The sequence below is a fragment of the Actinacidiphila paucisporea genome, from assembly GCF_900142575.1.
GTDB lineage: Bacteria > Actinomycetota > Actinomycetes > Streptomycetales > Streptomycetaceae > Actinacidiphila > Actinacidiphila paucisporea.
In genome coordinates, this window is record NZ_FRBI01000003.1 from 1 (window position 1) to 19,996 (window position 19,996).

Genomic DNA, 19,996 nt, shown 5'->3' on the forward strand with positions numbered 1-19,996 from the left:
TTTCCTCGTGGCCTCCCCCGCCCGCTCTTGAATACGGTCGTGGAAGTTCTCGCCGTCCTTCGGACGACGAGACGCACCGCGCCCGGCCCAGATCCGCCAGGTTCGAGCCGGTGTCGGGGTTGAAGGACGTAGTTACGCCGGTTCCTCGCGTACTCCTCTTCGTCTCGCTCGCCGAACCCGCACCATCTGGCAGTGCTGGTACGTCCCGGCTTTGTCAGGGCCGCTCCCGCCCTCTCCGGCACCACCCGGGTCAGGCTGCCCTCAGCTACGCTGACCTGCTGCGACAGGCCAGGGGTGATGGTCTTTCACCTCCACTCGAACCACAGCGCCTCACGGCGCAATCAAGATCCCCGACAGCGTCAAGCTTACTGGTCGTTTCAGAATGACTCCGGCGGAGAGCAGCACTCCCGTTGGCACTTGTTCAGCCGAGCTGGCACCTTGACCCGTGGCCTTGTGCATGCGGCCTGAGCAACTGAAACAGATCATGACCGGTCGGACGTAGGGGTGGGTGGATGGGCGCAGACGCGGGGCGGGAGTGCTGGGAGCTGCGGTCAGGAGCTGGTGTGGGGCCGCTGCAATTCGGCATGTCACCAGCCGAGGTCGCCCGCGCACTCTTGGCCCCTGAAGCGCAGGAACGGGTTGGCGGTCCGTATGCGCAGGAGGACTTCGCGGATGGGCTGAAAGCCTTCTACGACGCGGGCAAGCTCGCCTGCGTTGCGCTGGATGCGGTCACCGGTCCGCAGGTCTTCTTGTCTGGCTTCCCTCTGGCGGGAAGCGATCCTGAACAGGGCCAGCAGTTCTTGCTGGACCACGCTGCGGAGCATGGGAACTGCTTGCTCTACACGCCTGATGACTCGCTTTCCCTGACTGATCTCGGGGTTCTTCTGCGCTCACAGCAGGTCGGGGCAGCGCGCCTGACCCGTCCGCTCGTCGTGAAGGAGGAGTGGTTGGAGTCGCAGTACTTCCGGGACCACCTTCCGCTGGAGGGCGCCTCAGGCTGAGCGCTCGATCTCGCGAACGGACGCCAGACCCTGCGCGCAAGTCGCGATGAGATGCCACGGGCCTTGTGCTCGACGATCTCGGTCGGCAAGGTGTCCGGGTGCATGCTGATCTGGTTCCGGACGACCTGTGGGACCGGGTGGCCCCATTGCTGCCACCCCCTCCCGGACCAAACCGACAGGGAAGACAAGGCGGCAATCACTACCAGTCATGACGTATAGACGCTAAAAGCCACAAAACGTGTACCCTTCTTGGAAATCAGCTCCCAAAAACAGCAACTGCAGCTGAGCACGCAACGAAGGAGTGCCACCGGAAGACCGGTGGCACTCTGTCGGTGTATGCCGACCCGCTCTGCTACTCCAGGTAGATGCCGACGAAGCTCCCGTCGAAGCCCATGGCGGCCACGCCCTCATCCACGCTGGCATAGGTGATGGTGTCGGGAAGGTGGGTCAGTGCCTCGAAGGCGGCGCGGGTGATCTCGGGTTCGTGCCACTCGTTGTTGCAGCGGCAGTGAACCCAGGTGATGCGGCCCTGGTTGATCAGGAGCCAGTCCCGGCGTGCCCCGCACTTCGCGCACATCACGGGGATGCCACGCAGGGCCAGCTCCTGCGGATGACGAATGTAGCGGTAGGCGCGGGGTCCGGTGGGAGGCTGGAGTTCGTGCTGGAGTTGCAGTAGCGGGTCACTGCCGGCAGGGGCAGCAGGCGGGGCGGGAGGGGCATCTGCGCGGTGGTCGTTGGTTCTGAGCACGAGCGTCATCTCCGTCTGTGAGCCTGTCTGTTCATCCGTAACAGCAGATGGGGCCAGTTGTCCAGGAGTTTCGGCCGGTCCGGCAGGCCCGGTGCGGGCCTGCCGGACCGGGGTTTCAGCGGCGTGGCGGGCGGTTGCGGGGGTCCGGGGTATCCGGGTGGGGTGCCGGGGGCGGCGCATGGTGGACACCGGGTCGGCGAGCCGAAGGCGCAGTGCGGCCGGTGCCGGCCTTCGGGAGTGGGGAGGCGGTGCCGGGGTGTGCGGGGAGATCGGCGAGGCGGCGCAGTCGCCAGACCAGGACGTCGTTCACGTTCTCAGCAGAGTCGAGTTCTCGCATGGCGACGGCCTGCTGGAGCAGGGCCTTGGGGTCGTGGCCGGCCTGCTCGGCCTGGGCGAGGGTGGCGGCCAGCGCGTCGTGCTGGGTCTCGCTATCGGTGCCGGTGAGGTGGTGGGGCAGTGCCGCGCGGATGGTGGTCTCGTGGCGGCTGCGTTCGGCCACGGGCAGGGCTCGGCCTTGAAAGTGCAGGGCCTGCATGGGCACGGCGGCGGCCTGTTGGTATGCGGCGCGCAGGTGCTGAGCGGTCTGGCGGGAGGCTTCAGCCTGCTGGGCGTGCCTGCGGGCGGAATGCCAGCGGGCGGCAGCGATAGCTGCCAGGACCAGGGTGGACAGCAGCATCGCTGTCGCGCCGCCGTCCTCACCCCGCCCCAGCGCCCCGCCGGCCCGGATGATGCCCCTCGCGGCCGAGCGCAGCGCGCGGGTGTCGGCTTGCTCGGCGCGGATGTGGCTGCGGGTGGCCCGCTCGAAGCAGCGTGCGGCTGCGGCCAGCTCGGCGCGGGTCGCGGCCGGGGACGTCTGGGCGACGGCATCCAGGACTTCGCCGATCCCGACGAGCTGGGCTGCCCCCTCGCCCTCGTTGCCGCTGTCCAGGACGACGACCGCGCGCTCGGCGATCCCGGACGCGGTTCGGCGTCCTCGGGTGGGCGCCGACCAGTTGGTCCGCGGGCCGTCGGTGCGCGACGCGTCCTGGTCGGGGGTGGCGCCTGCGAGGCGGAGCCGGATGCGGGGCAGCGACAGGTCGGCGGCCAGAGTGGAGCCTGCGAACCAGATGGGTTCACCCTTGGCGTTGCGGTCACCGGGCAGGGCGACCGCGTAGCCGAGCACGTCCCCGGACGAGCCCAGGGTGGGTTTGACCCGCAGTCCCTTGTCCCTCAGCCGGGTGAAGAACTCCGCTTCGCCAGCGGCTCCGGCCAGGGCTTGGCGGACGGCCTCGCGCAGCGTCTCGCGCGGAGCCTCCCCTCGGCCGGTGCGTTCGGCTTTGAACCGTTCCTGGCTCGTGGGGTTCTTCGCGGCGGTGCCGTCTCCGGGGTTGAGCTGCCGCAGGCCGTAGTCCTTCTCTATCTGCCGGGCCTCGGCCTGTGCTTTGCGCTTGTCGAACTTCAGGTCGGCGCGGCGTCCGTCCTGCCGCACGAGGGTGGCGGCGATGTGGATGTGGTCTTCGGCGTGGCGGACGGCGACCCATCGGCAGGCGGCGGTATCGCCTTCGGGGGCGATGCCGACGGCGCGCACGATGCGGCGGGCGATGGCCGCCCAGTCGGCATCATCGAGGTGCCGGTCGCCTGGGTCGGCGCGCACCGAGCAGTGCCAGAACGTCTTTTCCGGTGCCCGGTCGCCGAGTGCTTTGACGGGCTGGTCGAGCTGGGCGGCGAGCTGGGCGATGGTGTGGTTCGGGTTGCGTCCGGGGTCGGGGGCGAAGTCGTTCCAGGACGCGACGAGGTGCTGGTCGGTGTGCTCGTCGCGTTTGCCGGGGCCGAACAGGTAGTGGACCAGCCCGTAGGTGCTGCGGCTGCCGTAGCGGATCTTGGGGATCACCGGCGCACCAGCCAGGCCACCGCGTCGTCGACACCGGACAGTGCGGTGTCGAAGCGGTGCAGGAGCTGCCGCAGGTCGGTGGCGGGCTGGCCGCCGGCGTTGAGGAAGTGCGCAACCTGGTTGAGGTTGTTGCCGACGGCGGCGAGCTGCCGGTTGGACTCCATCAGCTCCTGCACGCCCCGCCGGTAGTCCGCGACCGCGGCGGTGGGATTGACGCTGGATGCGGCGGCGAGGGTGGCAGCAGCTGCATAGCCGCCCGGGGCGAGGTCGGCGGCGTCGGCGGCTTGCTGGACGGCAGTCCACTCGGCGTCGCTGAATCGGGGGCAGATGCGGTGCGGACGCAGGCTGCTCTGGCGCAGTCGGCGGCGCGGCGCTGCGCGGACGGTGGTGTTCGACGGCGCTGGTGACAGCGGTTGCTTCTCTCCCGACGGCACCCCTGGGCCGTCTTCCCGTTCGGCAGCTGGCACCCCCGGGCCTGCTGCCGAGCGGGAAGCTCCTGCCCCCTTGGGGGCGGGAGCGGGGTAAGGACTCCTTACCCCACAACTTGCTGCCCGACGGGCAGTGGTGACCTCACGCTCCTGTTGCGGGGTGATGGATGCCGGGTCGTTCGCGGTCACCGGCCCGGGTCCGCTTCCTGCTGGTGGACGTCGCGCAGGATGTCCTCGATGAAGTCCATCGCCAGAACCGGGTGGTGCAGGGTCCACGGGCGGGCGTGAGGGCCTCGCTGCACGATCCAGGTGCCGTCTGGTCCCGGTTCCGCGCGGTAGAGGTGACCGCTCTGGTGCAGGACGGCCAGCCAGGTCTCCACTTCGGCCGTGGTGGCGGGGTTGGTGCGCATGATGGTGCTCTCCAGTGAGTGGCAGGAAGTCGGACGGTGGCGATCCGGGGGCAGGTGACCGGCCGAGGTGTCCGGCTCGGCCACCCGGCCCGGTGGTGCGGGGTCAGTCCCGGGAGGTGGTGACCGGCTTGTCGCGCTGTTCGCGGAGCTGGGCCATCAGCGCGGTCAGCGTGGCGCTGGACAGCGGGATCTTCTGACCGCGTATCGCCTGGGAGACGACCTGCCGGGTCAGCTTGTCCTCGGCCCTGACCGCTGACCGGGCAATCTCCAGCAGCTCCTCGGTGTCCAGGTCAGCACGCCGGTCACCGGCTCTGCGGGGCTCGCGGTCACTGACCGGGGCGTGAGTGACCGGGTGGTCAGTGACCGGCGGGTGGCTGACCGGGTGGGCGGTGACCGGGTCGGTGGCGGCCGGTCGGTCACTGACCGCCGGGCCGCTGTCCGGCTGACCGCCCAGGTCAGCGGCCTGCGCCCGCGACGTCTGGGTGTCGTGGTGGCCGGTGACCGAGCCGCTGGTGTCCACCCGGCCACCTGCCCCCGTCAGTGACCGGGTGACCGGGGTCGGCGGGTTCGCGGTCGCCCGGGGCGGGTCGGTGGGGGCAGTGACCGGCTGACCGGCACCTGCCTGACCGGCGTGCGGTGATCGCTGACCGGCCAGGTCGGCCACAGTGACCTCGGCGAGTTCGGAGCGGTCAGGCTGACCGGGCTGGCCGTGACCATGGCGGTCAGCCTGGCCGGTGCGGTCACTGTGGTTGTCCGGGCCGCGGGCGATGAGGATGTACAGGTGGACCGCTCCGGCCAGGGCGAGCGGTGCGACCGTGGACAGGTAGGCGACGACCGTGTCGCCGAGTTGCAGCCCGCCAGCCGAGGAGGCGGTCTGGTTGAGGCGGACCGCGTGCAGGGCGTTGGCCCAGACGCTGACCCCGGTGGCGGTGCCGACCAGCGTCCAGACGTAGAGGCGAGCGCGCAGCGGGGCGGTGCGCAGGACCAGCAGGGCGCGAATGCCGTAGGCGATGAAGCCGTCGACCACCAGGGGGAAGAGCCAGCACAGGGCGGGGCGGATGTGGATGGCGATGGCCATCTGCATCAGGGCGCTGGCCGACAGGGCGCACCCGGCACCGCCGAGGACGATGACGGCCAGGCGGTCCCAGCCGGTGACGAGCGCCGTCGTCGGCGCGCTGGCGGGGCTCACGCCGCCGTCCCGAAGTCGTCGCGGTCCATGGCCTTCTCGCCCGGCTCGGGTATCGGTTCGGTGGGTGTGGTGGGCTCCAGGTCCCGGTGGCGAAGGGCGCGGCGGGTCTCGCGGTACCGCTTCAGCGCGGTCTCCTCGTCGATCTTCAGGATCCACGCGAGGCGGCGGGCGGGCAGGCCGTGGCGGTAGGCGGCGTGGATGACGGCCTGCCGCTCGGCGGAGGTGAGGTGGATGTCGCGTCCGGCGACGGCGGCGTTCACGCGCGAGTAGTCCAGGCGGTGCGGGAGCCGGGTGTGCATCGGGGCGCGTTCCTGCTCGGTCAGGCCGCCCCGGATGCCGTGGGTGTCGGCGTTCTCCAGGGCGGCGTCCAGGCACGTCTGGCGGACCGGGCACTGGTTGCACAGGGCCTTGGCGGCGCGGATCTTGTCCATCTCCTCGGGGTCGGGGAAGAAGATTTCGGGGTCGACCGGGTGGCATTCGGTGCTCTGGCAGACGGCCTGGTTCTGCCAGGACTGGTCCCCCAGCGAGCGGTGGTGGGCAGGCGTGGTCGTCGTGCTGGGCATGCGCGGTGTGCTCCGATCGCTCTCCGCGCGCGATGGGCGTCGGCGGAGGTGCCTGGTCGGGAAGTTGGAGGGGCGGCGCGCTGGGGGCGGGCCCGCGGGAGCAGCCTGAGTCAGGCGGCGCGAGTGCGTCTGCGGTCGACCAGGTCGAAGGCGACCCGGGTGGTCATCTGCGTGAGGCGGGAGGCGACGCGGTCGCCGACGTAGGCCCGCAGGTCGCCGATCGCGAGGTTGTGGTGATCAGCGTCGGCAGCATGTGGTTGTACCGGCGGTTGACCAGCCGGTAGGTGATCTCCTCGGTCCACTCCGACGCCTTCGCCGCGCCGAGGTCGTCCAGGATCAGCAGTGGCACCCGGGCCACGGCCGCCAGCTCCCGCTCGCTGTCCACCCCGGCGCGGGGGCGCAGTTCGGCGTATAGGTCCGCGGCCGTCGTCGCCCGCCACCGCACCCCCACCCCCGCCCCGACCAGGGCCCGCACCGCGCCGTGCGCCTGGTGGGTTTTGCCCGCGCCGACCACCCCGGCCATCAGCAGCGACGGCCCCGTCGCCACCTGCCGCCGCGCGCCGATGCCCGGGGCGACCGCCTGTGCGGCGACCTCCCGGCACCAGGCCAGGACCTGCGGGTGGTCGGCCACCGCGTCCCGATAGCGAGGCAGCATCGCCGCCTGCAGGGCGTCCAGCGGCGAGTACGGCTCCGGCTCGTCCGCCACCGCGTAGGCGAGGGCGACTGCGGGGTCGATGTTCCGGGCGGCCAGGATCCGGGCCATCCGGTCCAGGGTTCCGGTACCGGCGAGGGTCTGCGGTTCGCGGGCTCGGTTGCGCATCACAGCTCCTCGGCGTAGGCGGTGGCCGCGTCGACCGGGTTGGTCCACGCGGTATGAGCGGGCACGGTAGGCCGGAATCCCGGACGGGCCAAACCGGCTGCGGGCGGGTTCATCGCGTCGTTGACCAGGCTCGGCAGCCGCGACGGGTGGCCCTGGATCTCGGCGAAGCGCCGCAGACCGGCCCGCACATGCTCCGGGGCGATGCCCTCGTCCAGGAGTTTCTTGATCACCCGGCCCAGGTGACCGATCACGTCTCCCGGCGGGCGCTGGTCGCACGAGGCGACGTACTCCCCGACGAGCTGGTTGGCCGAGACGCCGGCCGCGTCGGGCGCATCGCGCCCCGTAGGGAAAGAAGATCCAGGATCCAAAATCCTAGATCCAGACCCCGAGGGTTCCCCGGACCCTCCCGGAGCCTTCCGGGAGAGTTCGACGAGTGCGTCCTGACCTGCGGTTTTGCCGGCGCTCTTGTGGTGGGTGCCCGCGGCGGCGTCGGGGATGTCCTGGGCGGGCGCGGGGGCGTCCCGGGCGGGCGCGGGAGGGGTCGGCGCGGGCTGAGCGGGGTGTTCGAGAGTTCCCGGAAGGTTAGGGGAACCCTCCGGGAAGTCTCCGGGAGCCTTCGGCGAGGCATCGGCGCGCTCGGTGCAGGGGCCCTTGCAGACCCCGCACCGCTGCGGCTCACACTTCGGGCACGCAGGGAGCCGGGACTGCGACGGGGTGTCGATCTTCTGGTGCCTGAACCAGGTCGGGTAGTGGAAGTACCGCTTGCCGTCGCAGCCGGTGTACCGGCAGATCGCCCCGGCGTTCTCGAGCTGGGTGAGGTCGTCCTCGACCTGGACCGCGCTGTGTTCGGCGCGCAGCGGCCAGATGATGCCGAAGATGATGGCCGCGTTGTCGCGGTGGCGGCCCCAGTCGTCGGCCATGTTGGTCATCGCCAGGAAGGTGACCATGGCGGGGATGCTGACCTCGGCGAGCGTCTCGGACGTCCAGGTCTCGGGCTTGATGGAGCGGATGCGCGGCACGTCAGCGGCCCCGGCCTGCCGCGACCAGGTCGCTGCGGGTGAGGGTGGCGGTGGCCAGGTCGAGGGTGTGCGGCTCGCTCCAGTCGGCGTGCGGCCACACCCGCATGATCCAGCGGGCTGCGATCTTGCTGGTCGTCCGGGAAAGCTCGAGCCGCTGCCCGGTCGCGTCCTTGGCGACCGCGTGCGGGTGGGGCCAGACCTGCGCCGGATCGGTGAGGCTGACGCGGAGGGTGGCCGCGCCGGGGATCATGTCGGCGAGCAGCGTGGCGAGGCGCTGCCTCCGGCCGGTGTCCGGGCAGGTGGAACTTCCGCCGTTGGCGGTGTGCATGCGATACTCCGTTGCTTGTAGGAGCGCGGTGCGGCGGTTCTCGTGCAGAGAAGGCGCCGCCGCCCGCGGGATGTGAATCGGCACCTCGGTGCCGGCCCGGCGTTCGGGAGTTGGTAGCTCCCGGGCGCCGGCCTCATGTATCCCCCACTCACCCCCTCAGGTACTGATTCCGCCGTCGCTTTCGCGCGCGGGTCGACCAGCAAGATATGCAGGCGCCACCCAACGATCCAGCGAATACAGGCCGTTACCGAACACCGACGCCAAAAAGACATCGCATCGGTCGGAACAGCGGTACGGAATTCCTCACTCCCCGCAGTGATCTTCGGATGGAGTACCTTCGGGCGTCAACAAGCGACAACCAGCTCAAACGGGACATAATCCCGCACTAACCCGAAACCTCAGTCCGCCGACACTCGGACAGACGTCTGAATATGGCTCCCACCTGCGGATATGCGCCTCTCGTTCGGTGAACGAGTTTCCAGCCAGGAACCTCGCACTCCCGTGTGGCCAACTTGGCCATGTCAGATCTGGCCAACTCAAGCGTGGATCGCTGCAGGAGGAAACCGACCACTCCGAGGTTTCCCACAGACACGCAGAGCCCGGAAGGAAACACCAGCAGAGGGTGCCAAGAAGGGAAGGCTGCCGATCGATCAGGCGCCGATCGGCTGGCACGGCGCCGGGCGTCGGCCTGGGTGGAATGGCGCTATGGTCAGCCGAGCTTCAGGGAAATCGCTTGGGTTGGCCGCGCACATGGTGATCCACCCGGGGCCGAGTGTCGGGTGTCGGACCGGACGCGGGGCGTTCGATTGCGGAGCGGTGGAGGCTGCGGCGTTCAGCAGGGGAGCCGCCTGGTCGTCCGCAAGGACGTCGGCCAGCAGTTCTCTGAGTGCGAGGCTGTGCTTGTTGGCGGCCAAAGCGGCGCGTAGCTGTCCACACAGTGCCGGCGCCCAGGCGGAATGCCAGTCGAGAAGGATCGTGCGAGCGACGGGAGCTGTCAGGCTCCAGTGCAGAAGATTGTCTGGCGCGGGCTCGTCGCCGAAGTACCTTGCGAACTCAGCATTGTAGGCGAGGAGGCGTCCCTCTTGGTCTTGGACGTAGGCCGCCGGCGCGAGGGTGTCCAGCATCATCTTCCACTCACCGGGTAGTGCCCTGCCCGCGGGATTCAACGGGCGTGGCGGCGGGGTGGAATAGGCGTAAGTCCATAGCGCACGCCACTCATCCTCAGTAAGTCCCAGGATCCGTCCGACTCCTTCGAGCAGCGTCGGCCGAACCGTGGCGCCGCGCTCCAGTCGCTCATAAGTGCCCGCGCTTCGCCTCAGGAGGATGTCCATGTGCGCCTGCGTGACCCCCTTGCCCCGTCGGCCACGCGGATCGCGACCCTCGAGCAGGTCGCGCAGGGCAGGGAACCTCTCGGGATCGGTACGGCCTCTGGCTTGAACCAGGAAGTCCCGAAACGCACACAGATCCGACATGGCCTGCCTTACATTCGCTGGCGCGGTCGTGCGTGCGCAGATCCGGCCCACAGGAACATCCGAAGCCCTGACCAGCGACAACGTCGCCACTCAGGGCTTCGGATTAAACCTGAGCCTGTCGATACCTGGCACTACCATCCACTATTCGGAATGATCAATTCCGCATGCTGCGCGCCCTCACCCGACCAGTCCCAGCTCCGCCGCCCTCACGCCGGCTTGGAAGCGGCTCGTCGCGCCGACTTGCTCCATCAGCTCGACGGCGATTCGTCGTACCGTCCGAGCCGAGATCCCCAGATGTCTGCCGATCTGCTCGTCGGAGAGCCCCGCCGCCAGATACCGCAGCACATCCTCCTGACGGTTCGAGAGCGACCCCTCCGCCTGGTCTGCAAGGGGGGCCGATCGCGACCACACGTCGTTGTACATCGCGACATAGGTGCCCATGAGTTCCGAGCCGTGCAGCACCAGCATGGGGTCGGTAGGACGCGATGGCGCACTTGGCATGACGGCGGTGGTCGCGTCGAAAAGGAGCAAATCGAAAGGTACCTGGTCGGCCAGGCGAACCTCGGCGCCGAGATCCGCCAAGGTCTGCAGGTACTTCCGGGCGCGGGGGCCGGCAGCAAGCGCGCGCCCGTAGACCGCGCGGACACTCAGCCCTCGCGCTACCAGCTCGGCGTCGAGTTCCAGTGACCTTTCCAGGATCTCCGCAGTCGGCAGCGGCCCGGGATGCATCGACCACATGGCCACATGGGACGAAAGATGCAGCGAGCGCAGGCGCTCGGCTCGAAGCGCACGGTCGCCCACGAAGGACACCTCGACTCCGACGCTTTCCCGCAGGGTCGCGGGGCGAAACCGAGTGGCGATCTCCTGAGCGCAGCTGTGGATCAGCGCCAGCTCCGCTGCCTGGTCGCCCAGGCGCTCCTTCTGCGCGTCGAACAGCTGCGTCAAGGCTGCATCGGGGTCGACGGGCGCGAACGCCCCGCCGCTGCCGACCGGTCGGATCAGCCGCAAGGACTCCAAGTGGTGCCAAGCCGACCCCGCTTCGAGCACCGACACGCCGATCACTGCGCAGAGATCCGGGAGCTTGCCCCTGCCGCTGCGCCGCAGTGTCAGATACAGCGGCAGGGCCAGGTCATACGGCTCGGCTGGCAGCAGATGGCCCTCGGGAGGGGGCGGTGCGATGGAAAGCTGCGCTCGCCGGACTACTTCCGCGAGCTCAGCAGACATCGCCAAGACCTTCCGCCCGCGCCCAGCAGTCCTGCGCAAGTGCGCCTGCCAGTTGGAACCAGGCGGGATCGCTGATGACCATCAGGGCAACACCCGGGCGATCCGGATCGACCGGCAGGATAGCCGTCCGATCGTCAACGACCATGTCCATGGGCACCAGGTTCGCGCAGCGGATCTCAACGCCCGCCGGCGACAGCTCCACCCGCCTTGGAAGCGACGGCTGCTGGTAGATCGCGCGTAGACGCACACCCTGGGCAGCGAGCCGCCCGTCGACCGCGGCCTGCCGCTCGGTACTGCCCGCGAAGGGGGAGGAGTAGAGGCTCAGGCGGTTGCCTACCGGCTGGCCGTAGGCTCGGGCCAGCACGCGCGCCATCGCGCGACGCCCAGCCACCACCTGGATGCCGTCGCCCACCTCGCTCGCGCAGCCCGACCCGTCGAGAAGGCGCTCGGTCCCCCAGACTGCCGCTGCAACTTCCAGCTGCCGGGTGGCCAGGGCACCCCGACACCGCGCCATGAGGTCTCCCAGGGCCCGAGCGACATCCATCACCATCGCCGTGTCACCTTCGGTATCCGCGCGACTCACCCGCAACAGGAGGCTCGAACTCGGCCTGACCGAAAGAGAGTTAATCGTCGAAACCCGAGACCTTCGACCATCACAGGCCATAGCTTGTACGGTGTCATATCCGGTTCTTCGTGTCGCATGGCTGTAGACGACGGGCATCACGCCGCTCCCTTCTTCTGAACTCAAGGCTCCCTAGCAGTCAGTTTTAACGCCGGTCACTCGTCTTTTCTACGGGTGTCTTTTTTCCCTGAAAAAGAATGCGGCTAATAGATTTCTTACATGAGCATGACATCACAAGATGTCCAGGCTCACGCGTCGGGTTGTAGTTCCTCGGCGACGCGTGGTCGAACCGGCCCGGAGCGAGGCGGACGCCGGTCGCCAAGAAGACCTCCTTCGCGAGCCGCTCAACTGCTTCCGCCGGTTTGTTCGCGGCTCTGCGCTGACGGTTACCTCAGCGAGGCACGAATGGTGTCCGCTGCTATCGCGGTGGCGGTGTCGAGTACGACGCGGTGTTCCGTCGGGAGACCTCGGCCCAGAGCACACAGGTCCACCAGTTCGCGCAGTGCGCTCGTTTCAGGACCCGTCACCGGTAGGTGCGCTAGCGCATCCCACGCTGCGTAGCCGTCTGCCGCGGCCAAGACCCGTCGTCTGATGAGGGCTTGCAGGTGCTGTGCCGCGACTGCAGTTACTGGGTGGGCGCGGAGTTGGGCGTGTGCTGCGAGGGCGAGCCGGGTCGCGAACACGGTGCGTCCTGGTTCGTGCTCGCGGCTTCCCAGGTGGACCAGGTGCTGGACCGTCGGCTCGGAGAGGTGGCCGACCGTGGCTTGCCGGCAGGTGGCCGCGAGGAGGGCGGTGACGTCGTTCTCCCACGGCTCCCCGGCCTGGGTTGCTGCCACCAGGGCCGTCGCAGCTTGCTGATCTTGCAGCATGAGGTGCGCCGCTACGGCGACCTGGCGGCCGTCGAGCATCCGGTTGCCGATCCCTCGGTGCGCGCGGACGTGCTCCAGCGCTTCCTGCCATCGTCCTTGGGTGGTGAGGGTCCGGGTGCCGTCGGCGAGGGTCACCCGCCAGAGCCAGGCCAGCACCTCTTGGCGGCCGAGATCGTCGACAACGAGTCGTGAGGAAATCGTGACGCCGTGAATCGTGGCTTCGGTCCGTGTGCGGATCGCCTCGGCGAGGTGGGCGAGGTTCGACCGCGCTTCGTCGGGTGCTCCGGCGCGGGTGTGGAGGCGGCCGAGGTTGATGATCGGTTCAAGGGCTCGGATGGCGGTCGGTCCGTCGAGTGGCCCTGACGCCAGGAAGATGTGTGCCTGGTCGCGGCAGAGTCGCTGGGCGTACTCGGCGGCACCGGTGTCCGATGCCAGGAGAGCTGCCTGGTTGAGGACGGCCGACGCTGTGCCCTGGTCCCTGGTTGCTTCTGCCTGCTCGGCGAGCCCGGTCAGGTTTCGGATCCGGGCGGGGAGAGGAAGGCAGGCCGGCCGGTGGCGTGCGAGCAGCGGAAAGTGCTGGACAACCTGTCGCATTCTTCTTCCAGTTCCGGGAGGGGTGGGGCCGGCCTCCATCGGCGGCCGACCCCGGATAAGGGCAGGTCAGCTCCAGTAGGCGACCATGCGGTTCAGGGGGGTGTCCCAGACGAAGCGGCCGGGCCCGGCGGCGGGGTCTGCGTCGAGAGGGTGTAGTTCGAAGGCGATGGCCTTGTCGCGGTAGGTCGTGTTCCAAGTGCGCATGGCGCCGGCGACCTGGTCCGCCAGTTCGATGGCGTTGGGTCCGTGGCCGATGACGCCGAAGTCCCAGAGCTTGCCGCCGCTGGGCGTGGTGTGGTCGGAGAGCCGGCGGGCGAGGTAGGTGACGGTGCCGTCGCTGTCGAACGTGGCGGTGGAGGAGGGGTACGGGTCCGCGGTCAGCAGGCCGTTGTCGATGGCTTCCCTGGTGCGGGGCATCTGGTTCAGGCCGTTGGGGAGGGTGAGCGTCAGGTAGAGCTCCATGTACTCCGGGCTCTCTCCCGCCTGGACACGGACGTCGGTCCACACCTCGTGGCGGGGGCGGGCGAGCACGTCGGCGAAGGCGGCGGGGGCGACGATGGTGTGCTCGTTGTTAGTCTGGAGCCGGACCGAGCCGTCGACGGCCAGGGGGATCACGGTATGCGGGTCGTCGGCTGCACCGTTGCGCAACGGGACGAAGGTGTTCATGGCGCTGCTGACGCTGGCGAAGTGGCCGTCTGGGGTGCGCTCCCAGACGATGGAGCGCGACACGCTGCCGCGCAGGCGCTGAGGTGCGAGGAGCCGTCCGTTCGGGGCGAGTTGGTCGAGCCAGGCGGTGGGGACGGCGTGCGCGCCGACGGTGGCGATGATTCGGTCGTAGGGGGCGCCCTCGGCCCAGCCGAGGGCGCCGTCGCCGAGTACAACCTCGACGTTCGTGAAGCCGGCGTCGGCGAGGTGGGCGCGGGCGCCGTCCACGATGTCCTGGTCGACGTCGATGGTGACGATGTGCCCCTCGGGGCCGACGAGGGTCGCCAGGAGACCGGCGTTGTATCCGGTCGCGGCGCCGAGTTCGAGGATGCGCTCGCCGGGGCGGGCCTGGAGCTGCTCCAGCATGGTGGCGACGACGCCGGGCTGGCTGGCGCAGCTGATCATCACACCGCTGTCGTCGTTCTTGATGTTGACGACGTCGTTGGCGTAGGAGGCGGCGAGGGTCGCCTGGGGCACGAAGCTGTGCCGCGGGACGGCGCGCATGGCCTGTTCGACGGTCGGTGAGACGACGTGGCCGGAGGCGGCCAGGGCGTCCACGAGCGCGTTGCGCAGGTCGCCTGCCGGCTCGTCGCGGGTTGCGGTGGTGTCGATGGTTTCCATGATCATGTCTCTCGTGAGTGCGGAAAGGGCAGCCTGGTCGGTGAGCGGGAGCCGGGCCCGGTTGGCGTGGAAGATCCACTGGTGGGCCAGCACGGCTCGAAGTCCACGGGTCAGCAGTCCTATTCGGGCCAGGCCGCCGAGGGACCGGCCGGTCTCCTCGAAGGCCGCGATCCAGTCCTGGTGGCCGCGAAGCGGGCCGCCTGCGTCGGCGATACGGCCGGGGTCGGCGGCGAGGAGCGTGTCGGCGGCACGCCGAAGCGCGGTGGCGCGCTCGCCGGTGAGAGCCGGTGCAGCAGGACGGAGCTGGGCGATGCGGGCGCAGACGTCGGCGAGTTCGTAGCGGTCGAGGCCGGCTCCGCGGGTGAGCGCGGCCAGCGCGAGGAGCGAGGTCTCGCGGGGGCCGAGCCGTTCGGCGCCGGAGGCGGGGTAGGCGAGGAGGTGGTGGCTGTCGATGGCGAAGAGGGTATGGGCCAGGTCCATCGCCTCCGGTCCTCCGAAGGCGACCGCCTCTGCTTCGTAGACTCCGTTGGCCCAGGTGACGATGCGACCGGAGTGTTCGAGGTGGTCCAGCAAGCCGTGCAGGTCCCTGAGTCGGCCCGGCCGGTGGCGGATCGGCCACGGCTGCTTGTTCATGAACCACCAGTGCCCGTAGTGCTCCGGCCTAGTGAGGTACGGGGCGAGGTCGCGGTGGATGACGTCGAGAGCGCGGTCTCGGCTCTCGAAGGTCACGGTGGTCTGGTGCCAGGCGGTCATGGTGGGTCGTTCCTCGGTGGTCAGGTGAGCAGCAGGCAGGTGTCCCAGTCGGGGGCGTCGAGCCGGCTCAGGGCTATGCCGGCGAGACCGTCGAGGAGCCCGGCTCCGGCCCCGGGGGTCCGGATCGTGGCGCGGGCGTAGGCTGCGGGGTCGTCCGATGCCGTCGGCCCGGCGTGTTCGATGAGCCTGGTGGCGATGTGGCGAAGGCTCTCGGCACTTTGCGGGCGGGCGTCGGCGGCGATCCGGCGGGCGCAGTGGGCCAGGCCGGCGAAGCCGTGGCACAGGGATGGCTCGCGCACTGCGGCCAGCTGCTCGGCGCAGGTGAAGGCGTGGCGGGCGGTGCGCTCGGCGTCATCACCTCGGCCAGGGTCTCCGAGGGCGAGGGCGGCGAGTTGGCAGGCTCTCGCGAGGCCGGCCTCGCCGTAGCACCAGGAAGGGCGCAGGACGGGTGGATTGTCGATTCCTTCGCGCAGTTCGCGGCGGGTGACCAGGTACGGCCACGGTGCGGACGGTCCGGGGCGCCATCGGTCGAGCCAGGCCAGGATCGTCTCGATCGCGTCGCTGGTTCCGGGTCGGGTGACCCCCCGGCGGGCGGCGAGGGACAGGAGCGCGAGGGGGCCCGCGATTCCGTGTGCGACACCGCTGTTGGCGTGTCCTCCGGGCATCGTGAGGGCGTATCGGCCGTTGGTGCCCGTTGGCACCCACCAGCCCGGGAGGTGTTCGCCGTCGACCGTTAACGGCTCCGTGAGCCGGACGAGGTAGTCGAGCACGGCGGCGGTGTCCGCGCCGTCCGGGTCTCGGCGCAGCAGGTACGCACCGTAGCCGGTGAGTCCGTGGATGGCGTCGAACTCCTCCAGGGTGGCCATACGGCCCTGCGAGATCCGGCGGTTCGCCGCGTCGAGTCGGACTCGCAGGTCTGCACGGATGCCGGTCTCGAGGACGTCGAGCGGTCGGCGCAGCCCCTCGCGGTGATGAGGGGCCGCCATGGCGAGAACATGGGCAAGGGCCGTCGCCCCGTAGAAAGGATGGCTGCCCTGCTGCCCTAGGGTCAGCGGTGCTGCTGAGATGTAGGACAGCCAGCGGTGGGCGACGTCCCAGTCGGCTTGTCCGTTGGCGGCGCGGGCAACGTGCAGGAGCGCGATGCCGGGCGCGCCGTGCGCGAGGCTCTGCCGCCACCAGGCTGCGGCGGTGACAGCCTCGGCCACCACGTCAGGCTCCTCGAGTTGGTGCGCGAAGGCGTCCGCGATCGTGTCGTCGGTGGTGGTCATGCGGCACCGTTCCGTGCACTCCAGGCGTGCGCGGCGGCCCGCGTCAGGTGCAAGCACACGTCCTCTTCGGCGAAGTCCACCGCGAATGCGCGGACGAAGTGGACGTGCAGAAGAGATTGCAGAACGTCGTCGGGGTCGACCCCGACGGTGTCGCTGGTCGGGAAACGCGAACGGTAGCGGTCCAGTGCCCGATCGCGCCCGGCCCAGGCTGCTCGGATGGCTGTGCCGGCGTCGGTTGCGCGGAGGTTGACCCAGTCGTCGGTGGGGTCTGCCAGGCGCACGGCGTCCGCGAAAGCGCTCCGGTCGACTGCCGTCGCCGCTGTCGGCGGCCGGTGCGGGATGTTGGTCAGGAGCCAGGTCATGGCCGAGCGGGTGCTTCCCAGGAAACCGGCCGCGATGGCGATGTTGTGCGCGACGACCAGGGAACGTCGGTTCGGCCTGTGCGGCTGGCGAAGTTGGGTGAGCACGGCGTCGGAGTCTGTGCGGAAGACGTCCTCGGCGGCCTCCCAGGCTGCTCCGCTTCCCCAGCGGCCGTGCTCGGGGTAGGAGGCCGACAGTCGGATCTCACGGACGAGTCCGGCCGTCTGCAAGTCCGCTGCCCAGGCGCTGATCTTTCCTGCGATGACGCCGTATTCACCCGGCCCTCCCGTCTGCAGACCGAATCGCAGGCGAAGGTGCTGGTCCGGGTCGCGGTAGCGGACGTACCACCAGGGCGCGTCGGTGGTACGCAGGAGGGCGGGGAGGTGTTCGGCCAGGATCTCGTCCTGGCGACGGAGGTCACCGTAGATGCTCGCCAGCACGACGCGGGAGTGGGCGGGGGTGTCGCCGTGCCCGCGGGGCAGAATGCGCTCGGGCCGCGGTTCGGGCAGCCGAGGCCAGGCAGGTCGGCCCTGCTCGGCCAGCTTCACGGGCAGCACGACCTCGTGGGGTCGGCTGTCGATCCAGTCACGCGGCCATCCGTCTTCCACGAGCACTGCCCGACCATGCCGGGCGAGGCGCCGGCGAAGGAGTTCGCGATGGCCGGGTAGGTCCAGGTCGAGGGGGAGGTGCTTGTCTCCTTCGCGCAGGCGGACCCGGCCAGGCACCCGCAGCTCCTGGCAAAGGTGCAGGAGGGCTTCGTCCCAAGTGGTCGGGCAACTGCCGACCGGCGGTAGGTCCGAAGCTGCGAGTTGCCACCGGGCGGCGCTCAGGACCACGTTGCCGCGCCTGAGTCGGGGCAGAAAGGGCATGTCGGTGCACGCGGCTCCCCAGTCGAGCTGCGTGACAACGGTGTTCTGCGCGCGACTGATCTCCAGGAGGAGGCGCGCCAGCGGTGGGGTGTGGAGGTGAAGGTTCAGAGCCGTGAAGCCGACGATGTCCAGGCGCTTGCCGAGTCGCGGCGCAGCCAGGTACATACGGCGGCCGTCACAGCCGACTGCGATGTCCGCCAACGTGAGCACGGGATCCCCGCGCCGCCGGTGCTCGCCGATGCTGACCTGCAGCGGCAGGATACCGGGAGCGCGATTGACGTGTGCGGTTTCCGGGCGCAGCGGTGGCACGCTGAGTTGGACGGCGATCGAGCCGTCGTCAGCGGTCGGCAACGTCGCCAGGGCGCGCGAGAGCGCGTCCCCGCCGGCGTCATCGAGCACGGGAAGGAAGCGTCCGCCCAGGACTCCCGCGCCTCTGCCGACGCTCACCACCTCCAGGGTGAATCTGCCGCGGCCGATCGCGTCCACGCTCGTGGCATGCAGCCGGAAGCCCAGGTCGAGATGTGGCGGGAGGCGCCTGGGATAGTCGGTGGCGCTCAGCTCGGCCAGAAGGTCGTCGTCCAGGACAACTTCGGTCCTATCCTTGAGGGCCGCCTGCTGAGCGAGGGCGACCAGCCTGCGGTCCCGCGCCGACACAGCGGGCCGCCGCGCCTCAGGGGCTCCCGGGTATCCGTCAGGCCAGCCGATGCCGCTGTCCGCCACGACGTCGAGAACGGGTACCAGAGAACCGATCCCGAACCGTTCGTAGAAGCGCTGGTGCCACGCCTTCATAGCCGGAGTCCCATAGGGCTCCGGGCTGAGGGCACCCAGGAGGTCGGCGGCCTCGCCCGCTGCGCTCCAGACGGGCAGGGGCAGGCGCACATCGGCGTCGAGGCGCGTGTCGACGGCGAGCGGCGGAGCATCGATCTCCGCTACCTCGCGCATGAGCCGCACCGCGTGTTCTCTCGCGGTGCGGGTCCGGTGCACCGGTCCGCTGGCCGCGGCCAGAGCGGAATCGATGGCGCGCAACTGGTTGGTCAGCTCGGTCGCCTCCGTACCGGCCTGACCGGCGAGAACGTCGATGATGCGCCCGAGTGCGAAGGGCTCGGTGCTCGGCGCGTGCAGCGCGCTCAGTAGCACTCCTCTCCCGATGAGGTCGCGCAAAAGCCCCTCGATCTGCGCTCGGCTGCTGGTCGGGAACTCCGCGGCGAGCTTGCCATGGAGGTCGGACAACGGGATCGGCTCTAGGGCGTGCCCGAGGACGACCCGCACCGGGGCGGTGCAGCGCACGCTGACCTCGGCCGCGGACCCCTGCTCAGGCTGGTACGGGAGGATCAGGCGGCTGCCCCGCGTGAAGGCTGTGCTGTTGACGGTGACCGGCAGCCCGCGCACCAGGGGTCCCTGCTCGATCCCGTGGATCAACGCGTCGAGCCAGGCGGCCGACGGCCGGGCGAGCACGACGTGCTGCGTTCCGAATCGGGCAATCGGCGGCCCGCAGGACACTGTGTTCACTCCGGCGAACAGCCCGAAGGGCGTCGGTCGGGACTCGGCGCGCAGCAGGTAGTTACGGACCGAGGACGCCGCGCGAGTCAGCGCACGCCGCGAGGTAAGCGGACCGTCGCCGGTGATGAGTTTCCCCACCTCTGCCGCGAGATGCGAGCTGGCCAGGCTGAGCGCCTCGCGGGTGTCCGGGCAGTCCCACACCGACCGCAGGAAGTCCCGAAGCTGCCTCTCATCCATGCCCTCAACCGGGCCGACTGCCGGGACCAGCCATGTCGCAGCCCGCAACAGGCCAGCACTGGGGCCGGCCTCGGCTCTGTAGTTGTGCTGCACGGACGTCCTCCTTCATCGCCGATCGATCGACGGGGTGCCCCCGCCGCGCCGACGCGGCGGGGACACCCTCAGGGCTGCGGGTCAGTGCACGCCAGTGGTGCAGGCGCCACAGGTCGAGCCGCAGTTGTCACCGGTGATGTTCACCAGGCTGCCGCCATCGGCGACCTCGACGGTCCGAACGTCGAGGTCGAAGTCGTCGCCGAAAACTGCCGGAGCTGCGGGGGCGGTGTTGGGGTTGGTCACGGATCTCTCCTCAATCTCAGTCGTTGATGGCGGGGGGGTGATCCGACCGATGTCGGCTCACCTGCGTCGAACACCCAGAGCGGTCCGGGGGCCGCGGCGGGCTACGCCCCTTACTCAATTTGGACTCCTTCGGTGTCACCGGCCGGGAAGGCAGAGGCTGTACCCCTGTGCGCGAAAGCGGATCCCGCAC

17 protein-coding genes and 1 pseudogene are annotated in these 19,996 nt (G+C 69.7%); 1 reads left to right on the forward strand and 17 read right to left on the reverse strand.

Annotation, left to right across the window (positions count from 1 at the left end; all coding sequences use genetic code 11):
* Window positions 1-563: 563 nt before the first annotated feature.
* Complete coding sequence (locus tag BUE44_RS06085; protein ID WP_073494636.1) at window positions 564-1,001, forward strand: hypothetical protein; 438 nt, start codon at window positions 564-566, stop codon at window positions 999-1,001.
* Between the two features lie 352 nt (window positions 1,002-1,353).
* Here the strand turns inward: BUE44_RS06085 and BUE44_RS06090 are convergent, their stop codons facing one another.
* The 17 genes and pseudogenes from BUE44_RS06090 to BUE44_RS06165 all read right to left on the reverse strand — a co-directional run bounded on the left by BUE44_RS06090 (window position 1,354) and on the right by BUE44_RS06165 (window position 19,806).
* Window positions 1,354-1,758, reverse strand: coding sequence for a hypothetical protein (locus BUE44_RS06090; protein WP_073494638.1), 405 nt, complete (start codon window positions 1,756-1,758; stop codon window positions 1,354-1,356).
* A gap of 106 nt (window positions 1,759-1,864) precedes the next feature.
* Window positions 1,865-3,619: a relaxase/mobilization nuclease domain-containing protein gene (locus BUE44_RS06095; protein WP_073494640.1), complete on the reverse strand. Its 1,755-nt coding sequence runs from the start codon at window positions 3,617-3,619 to the stop codon at window positions 1,865-1,867.
* Window positions 3,616-4,053 carry a MobC family plasmid mobilization relaxosome protein gene (locus BUE44_RS06100; RefSeq protein WP_235001930.1) on the reverse strand — a complete coding sequence of 146 codons (438 nt, stop codon included), beginning with the start codon at window positions 4,051-4,053 and terminating at the stop codon, window positions 3,616-3,618. The genes BUE44_RS06095 and BUE44_RS06100 overlap by 4 nt, the downstream gene beginning before the upstream one ends.
* Window positions 4,054-4,232: 179 nt before the next feature.
* Window positions 4,233-4,457, reverse strand: a complete 225-nt coding sequence (locus BUE44_RS06105) for a hypothetical protein (protein WP_073494645.1) — start codon at window positions 4,455-4,457, stop codon at window positions 4,233-4,235.
* A 103-nt stretch (window positions 4,458-4,560) separates the two neighbouring features.
* Complete coding sequence (locus BUE44_RS06110) at window positions 4,561-5,646, reverse strand: DUF2637 domain-containing protein (RefSeq protein WP_073494647.1); 1,086 nt, start codon at window positions 5,644-5,646, stop codon at window positions 4,561-4,563.
* The gene (locus BUE44_RS06115; protein ID WP_073494649.1) at window positions 5,643-6,209 is read right to left on the reverse strand and encodes a WhiB family transcriptional regulator; all 567 of its coding nucleotides are present in this window, start codon (window positions 6,207-6,209) and stop codon (window positions 5,643-5,645) included. The genes BUE44_RS06110 and BUE44_RS06115 overlap by 4 nt, the downstream gene beginning before the upstream one ends.
* Before the next feature lie 110 nt (window positions 6,210-6,319).
* Window positions 6,320-7,029: pseudogene (locus tag BUE44_RS06120) on the reverse strand (ATP-binding protein).
* A complete protein-coding gene (locus BUE44_RS06125; protein ID WP_073494651.1) occupies window positions 7,029-8,048 on the reverse strand; it encodes a hypothetical protein in 1,020 nt (339 codons plus the stop codon). The pseudogene BUE44_RS06120 and the gene BUE44_RS06125 overlap by 1 nt, the downstream one beginning before the upstream one ends.
* A 1-nt stretch (window position 8,049) precedes the next feature.
* Window positions 8,050-8,376: a transcriptional regulator gene (locus tag BUE44_RS06130; RefSeq protein WP_073494653.1), complete on the reverse strand. Its 327-nt coding sequence runs from the start codon at window positions 8,374-8,376 to the stop codon at window positions 8,050-8,052.
* A gap of 650 nt (window positions 8,377-9,026) precedes the next feature.
* Window positions 9,027-9,707, reverse strand: a complete 681-nt coding sequence (locus BUE44_RS37010; protein ID WP_143172471.1) for an MmyB family transcriptional regulator — start codon at window positions 9,705-9,707, stop codon at window positions 9,027-9,029.
* Between the two features lie 318 nt (window positions 9,708-10,025).
* Window positions 10,026-11,072 (reverse strand): helix-turn-helix transcriptional regulator, encoded by a 1,047-nt coding sequence (locus BUE44_RS06135; RefSeq protein WP_073494655.1) that lies wholly within the window; start codon window positions 11,070-11,072, stop codon window positions 10,026-10,028.
* Window positions 11,062-11,622 (reverse strand): hypothetical protein, encoded by a 561-nt coding sequence (locus tag BUE44_RS06140; RefSeq protein WP_073494657.1) that lies wholly within the window; start codon window positions 11,620-11,622, stop codon window positions 11,062-11,064. Before BUE44_RS06140 ends, BUE44_RS06135 begins: the two co-directional genes overlap by 11 nt.
* A gap of 458 nt (window positions 11,623-12,080) precedes the next feature.
* Window positions 12,081-13,157, reverse strand: coding sequence for a hypothetical protein (locus tag BUE44_RS06145; protein WP_073494659.1), 1,077 nt, complete (start codon window positions 13,155-13,157; stop codon window positions 12,081-12,083).
* A 66-nt stretch (window positions 13,158-13,223) separates the two neighbouring features.
* Complete coding sequence (fxlM, locus tag BUE44_RS06150) at window positions 13,224-15,236, reverse strand: methyltransferase, FxLD system (RefSeq protein WP_073494661.1); 2,013 nt, start codon at window positions 15,234-15,236, stop codon at window positions 13,224-13,226.
* Between the two features lie 20 nt (window positions 15,237-15,256).
* The gene (locus BUE44_RS06155; protein WP_073494663.1) at window positions 15,257-16,504 is read right to left on the reverse strand and encodes a lanthionine synthetase C family protein; all 1,248 of its coding nucleotides are present in this window, start codon (window positions 16,502-16,504) and stop codon (window positions 15,257-15,259) included.
* Entirely contained in the window at window positions 16,501-19,563 is a 3,063-nt protein-coding gene (locus tag BUE44_RS06160) for a lantibiotic dehydratase (RefSeq protein WP_322939603.1), read from the reverse strand. The genes BUE44_RS06155 and BUE44_RS06160 overlap by 4 nt, the downstream gene beginning before the upstream one ends.
* An 81-nt stretch (window positions 19,564-19,644) precedes the next feature.
* Window positions 19,645-19,806, reverse strand: a complete 162-nt coding sequence (locus tag BUE44_RS06165; protein WP_235001931.1) for an FxLD family lanthipeptide — start codon at window positions 19,804-19,806, stop codon at window positions 19,645-19,647.
* Window positions 19,807-19,996: the final 190 nt, after the last annotated feature.

Bases quoted from the DNA above. Each gene is read 5' to 3' on its own strand.
- BUE44_RS06090 (WP_073494638.1), bottom strand. From the start codon at position 1,758: ATGACGCTCGTGCTCAGAACCAACGACCACCGCGCAGATGCCCCTCCC.
- BUE44_RS06105 (WP_073494645.1), bottom strand. From the start codon at position 4,457: ATGCGCACCAACCCCGCCACCACGGCCGAAGTGGAGACCTGGCTGGCC.
- BUE44_RS06115 (WP_073494649.1), bottom strand. From the start codon at position 6,209: ATGCCCAGCACGACGACCACGCCTGCCCACCACCGCTCGCTGGGGGAC.
- BUE44_RS06130 (WP_073494653.1), bottom strand. From the start codon at position 8,376: ATGCACACCGCCAACGGCGGAAGTTCCACCTGCCCGGACACCGGCCGG.
- BUE44_RS37010 (WP_143172471.1), bottom strand. From the start codon at position 9,707: ATGGACATCCTCCTGAGGCGAAGCGCGGGCACTTATGAGCGACTGGAG.
- BUE44_RS06135 (WP_073494655.1), bottom strand. From the start codon at position 11,072: ATGTCTGCTGAGCTCGCGGAAGTAGTCCGGCGAGCGCAGCTTTCCATC.
- BUE44_RS06140 (WP_073494657.1), bottom strand. From the start codon at position 11,622: ATGGTGATGGATGTCGCTCGGGCCCTGGGAGACCTCATGGCGCGGTGT.
- BUE44_RS06145 (WP_073494659.1), bottom strand. From the start codon at position 13,157: ATGCGACAGGTTGTCCAGCACTTTCCGCTGCTCGCACGCCACCGGCCG.
- fxlM (WP_073494661.1), bottom strand. From the start codon at position 15,236: ATGACCGCCTGGCACCAGACCACCGTGACCTTCGAGAGCCGAGACCGC.
- BUE44_RS06155 (WP_073494663.1), bottom strand. From the start codon at position 16,504: ATGACCACCACCGACGACACGATCGCGGACGCCTTCGCGCACCAACTC.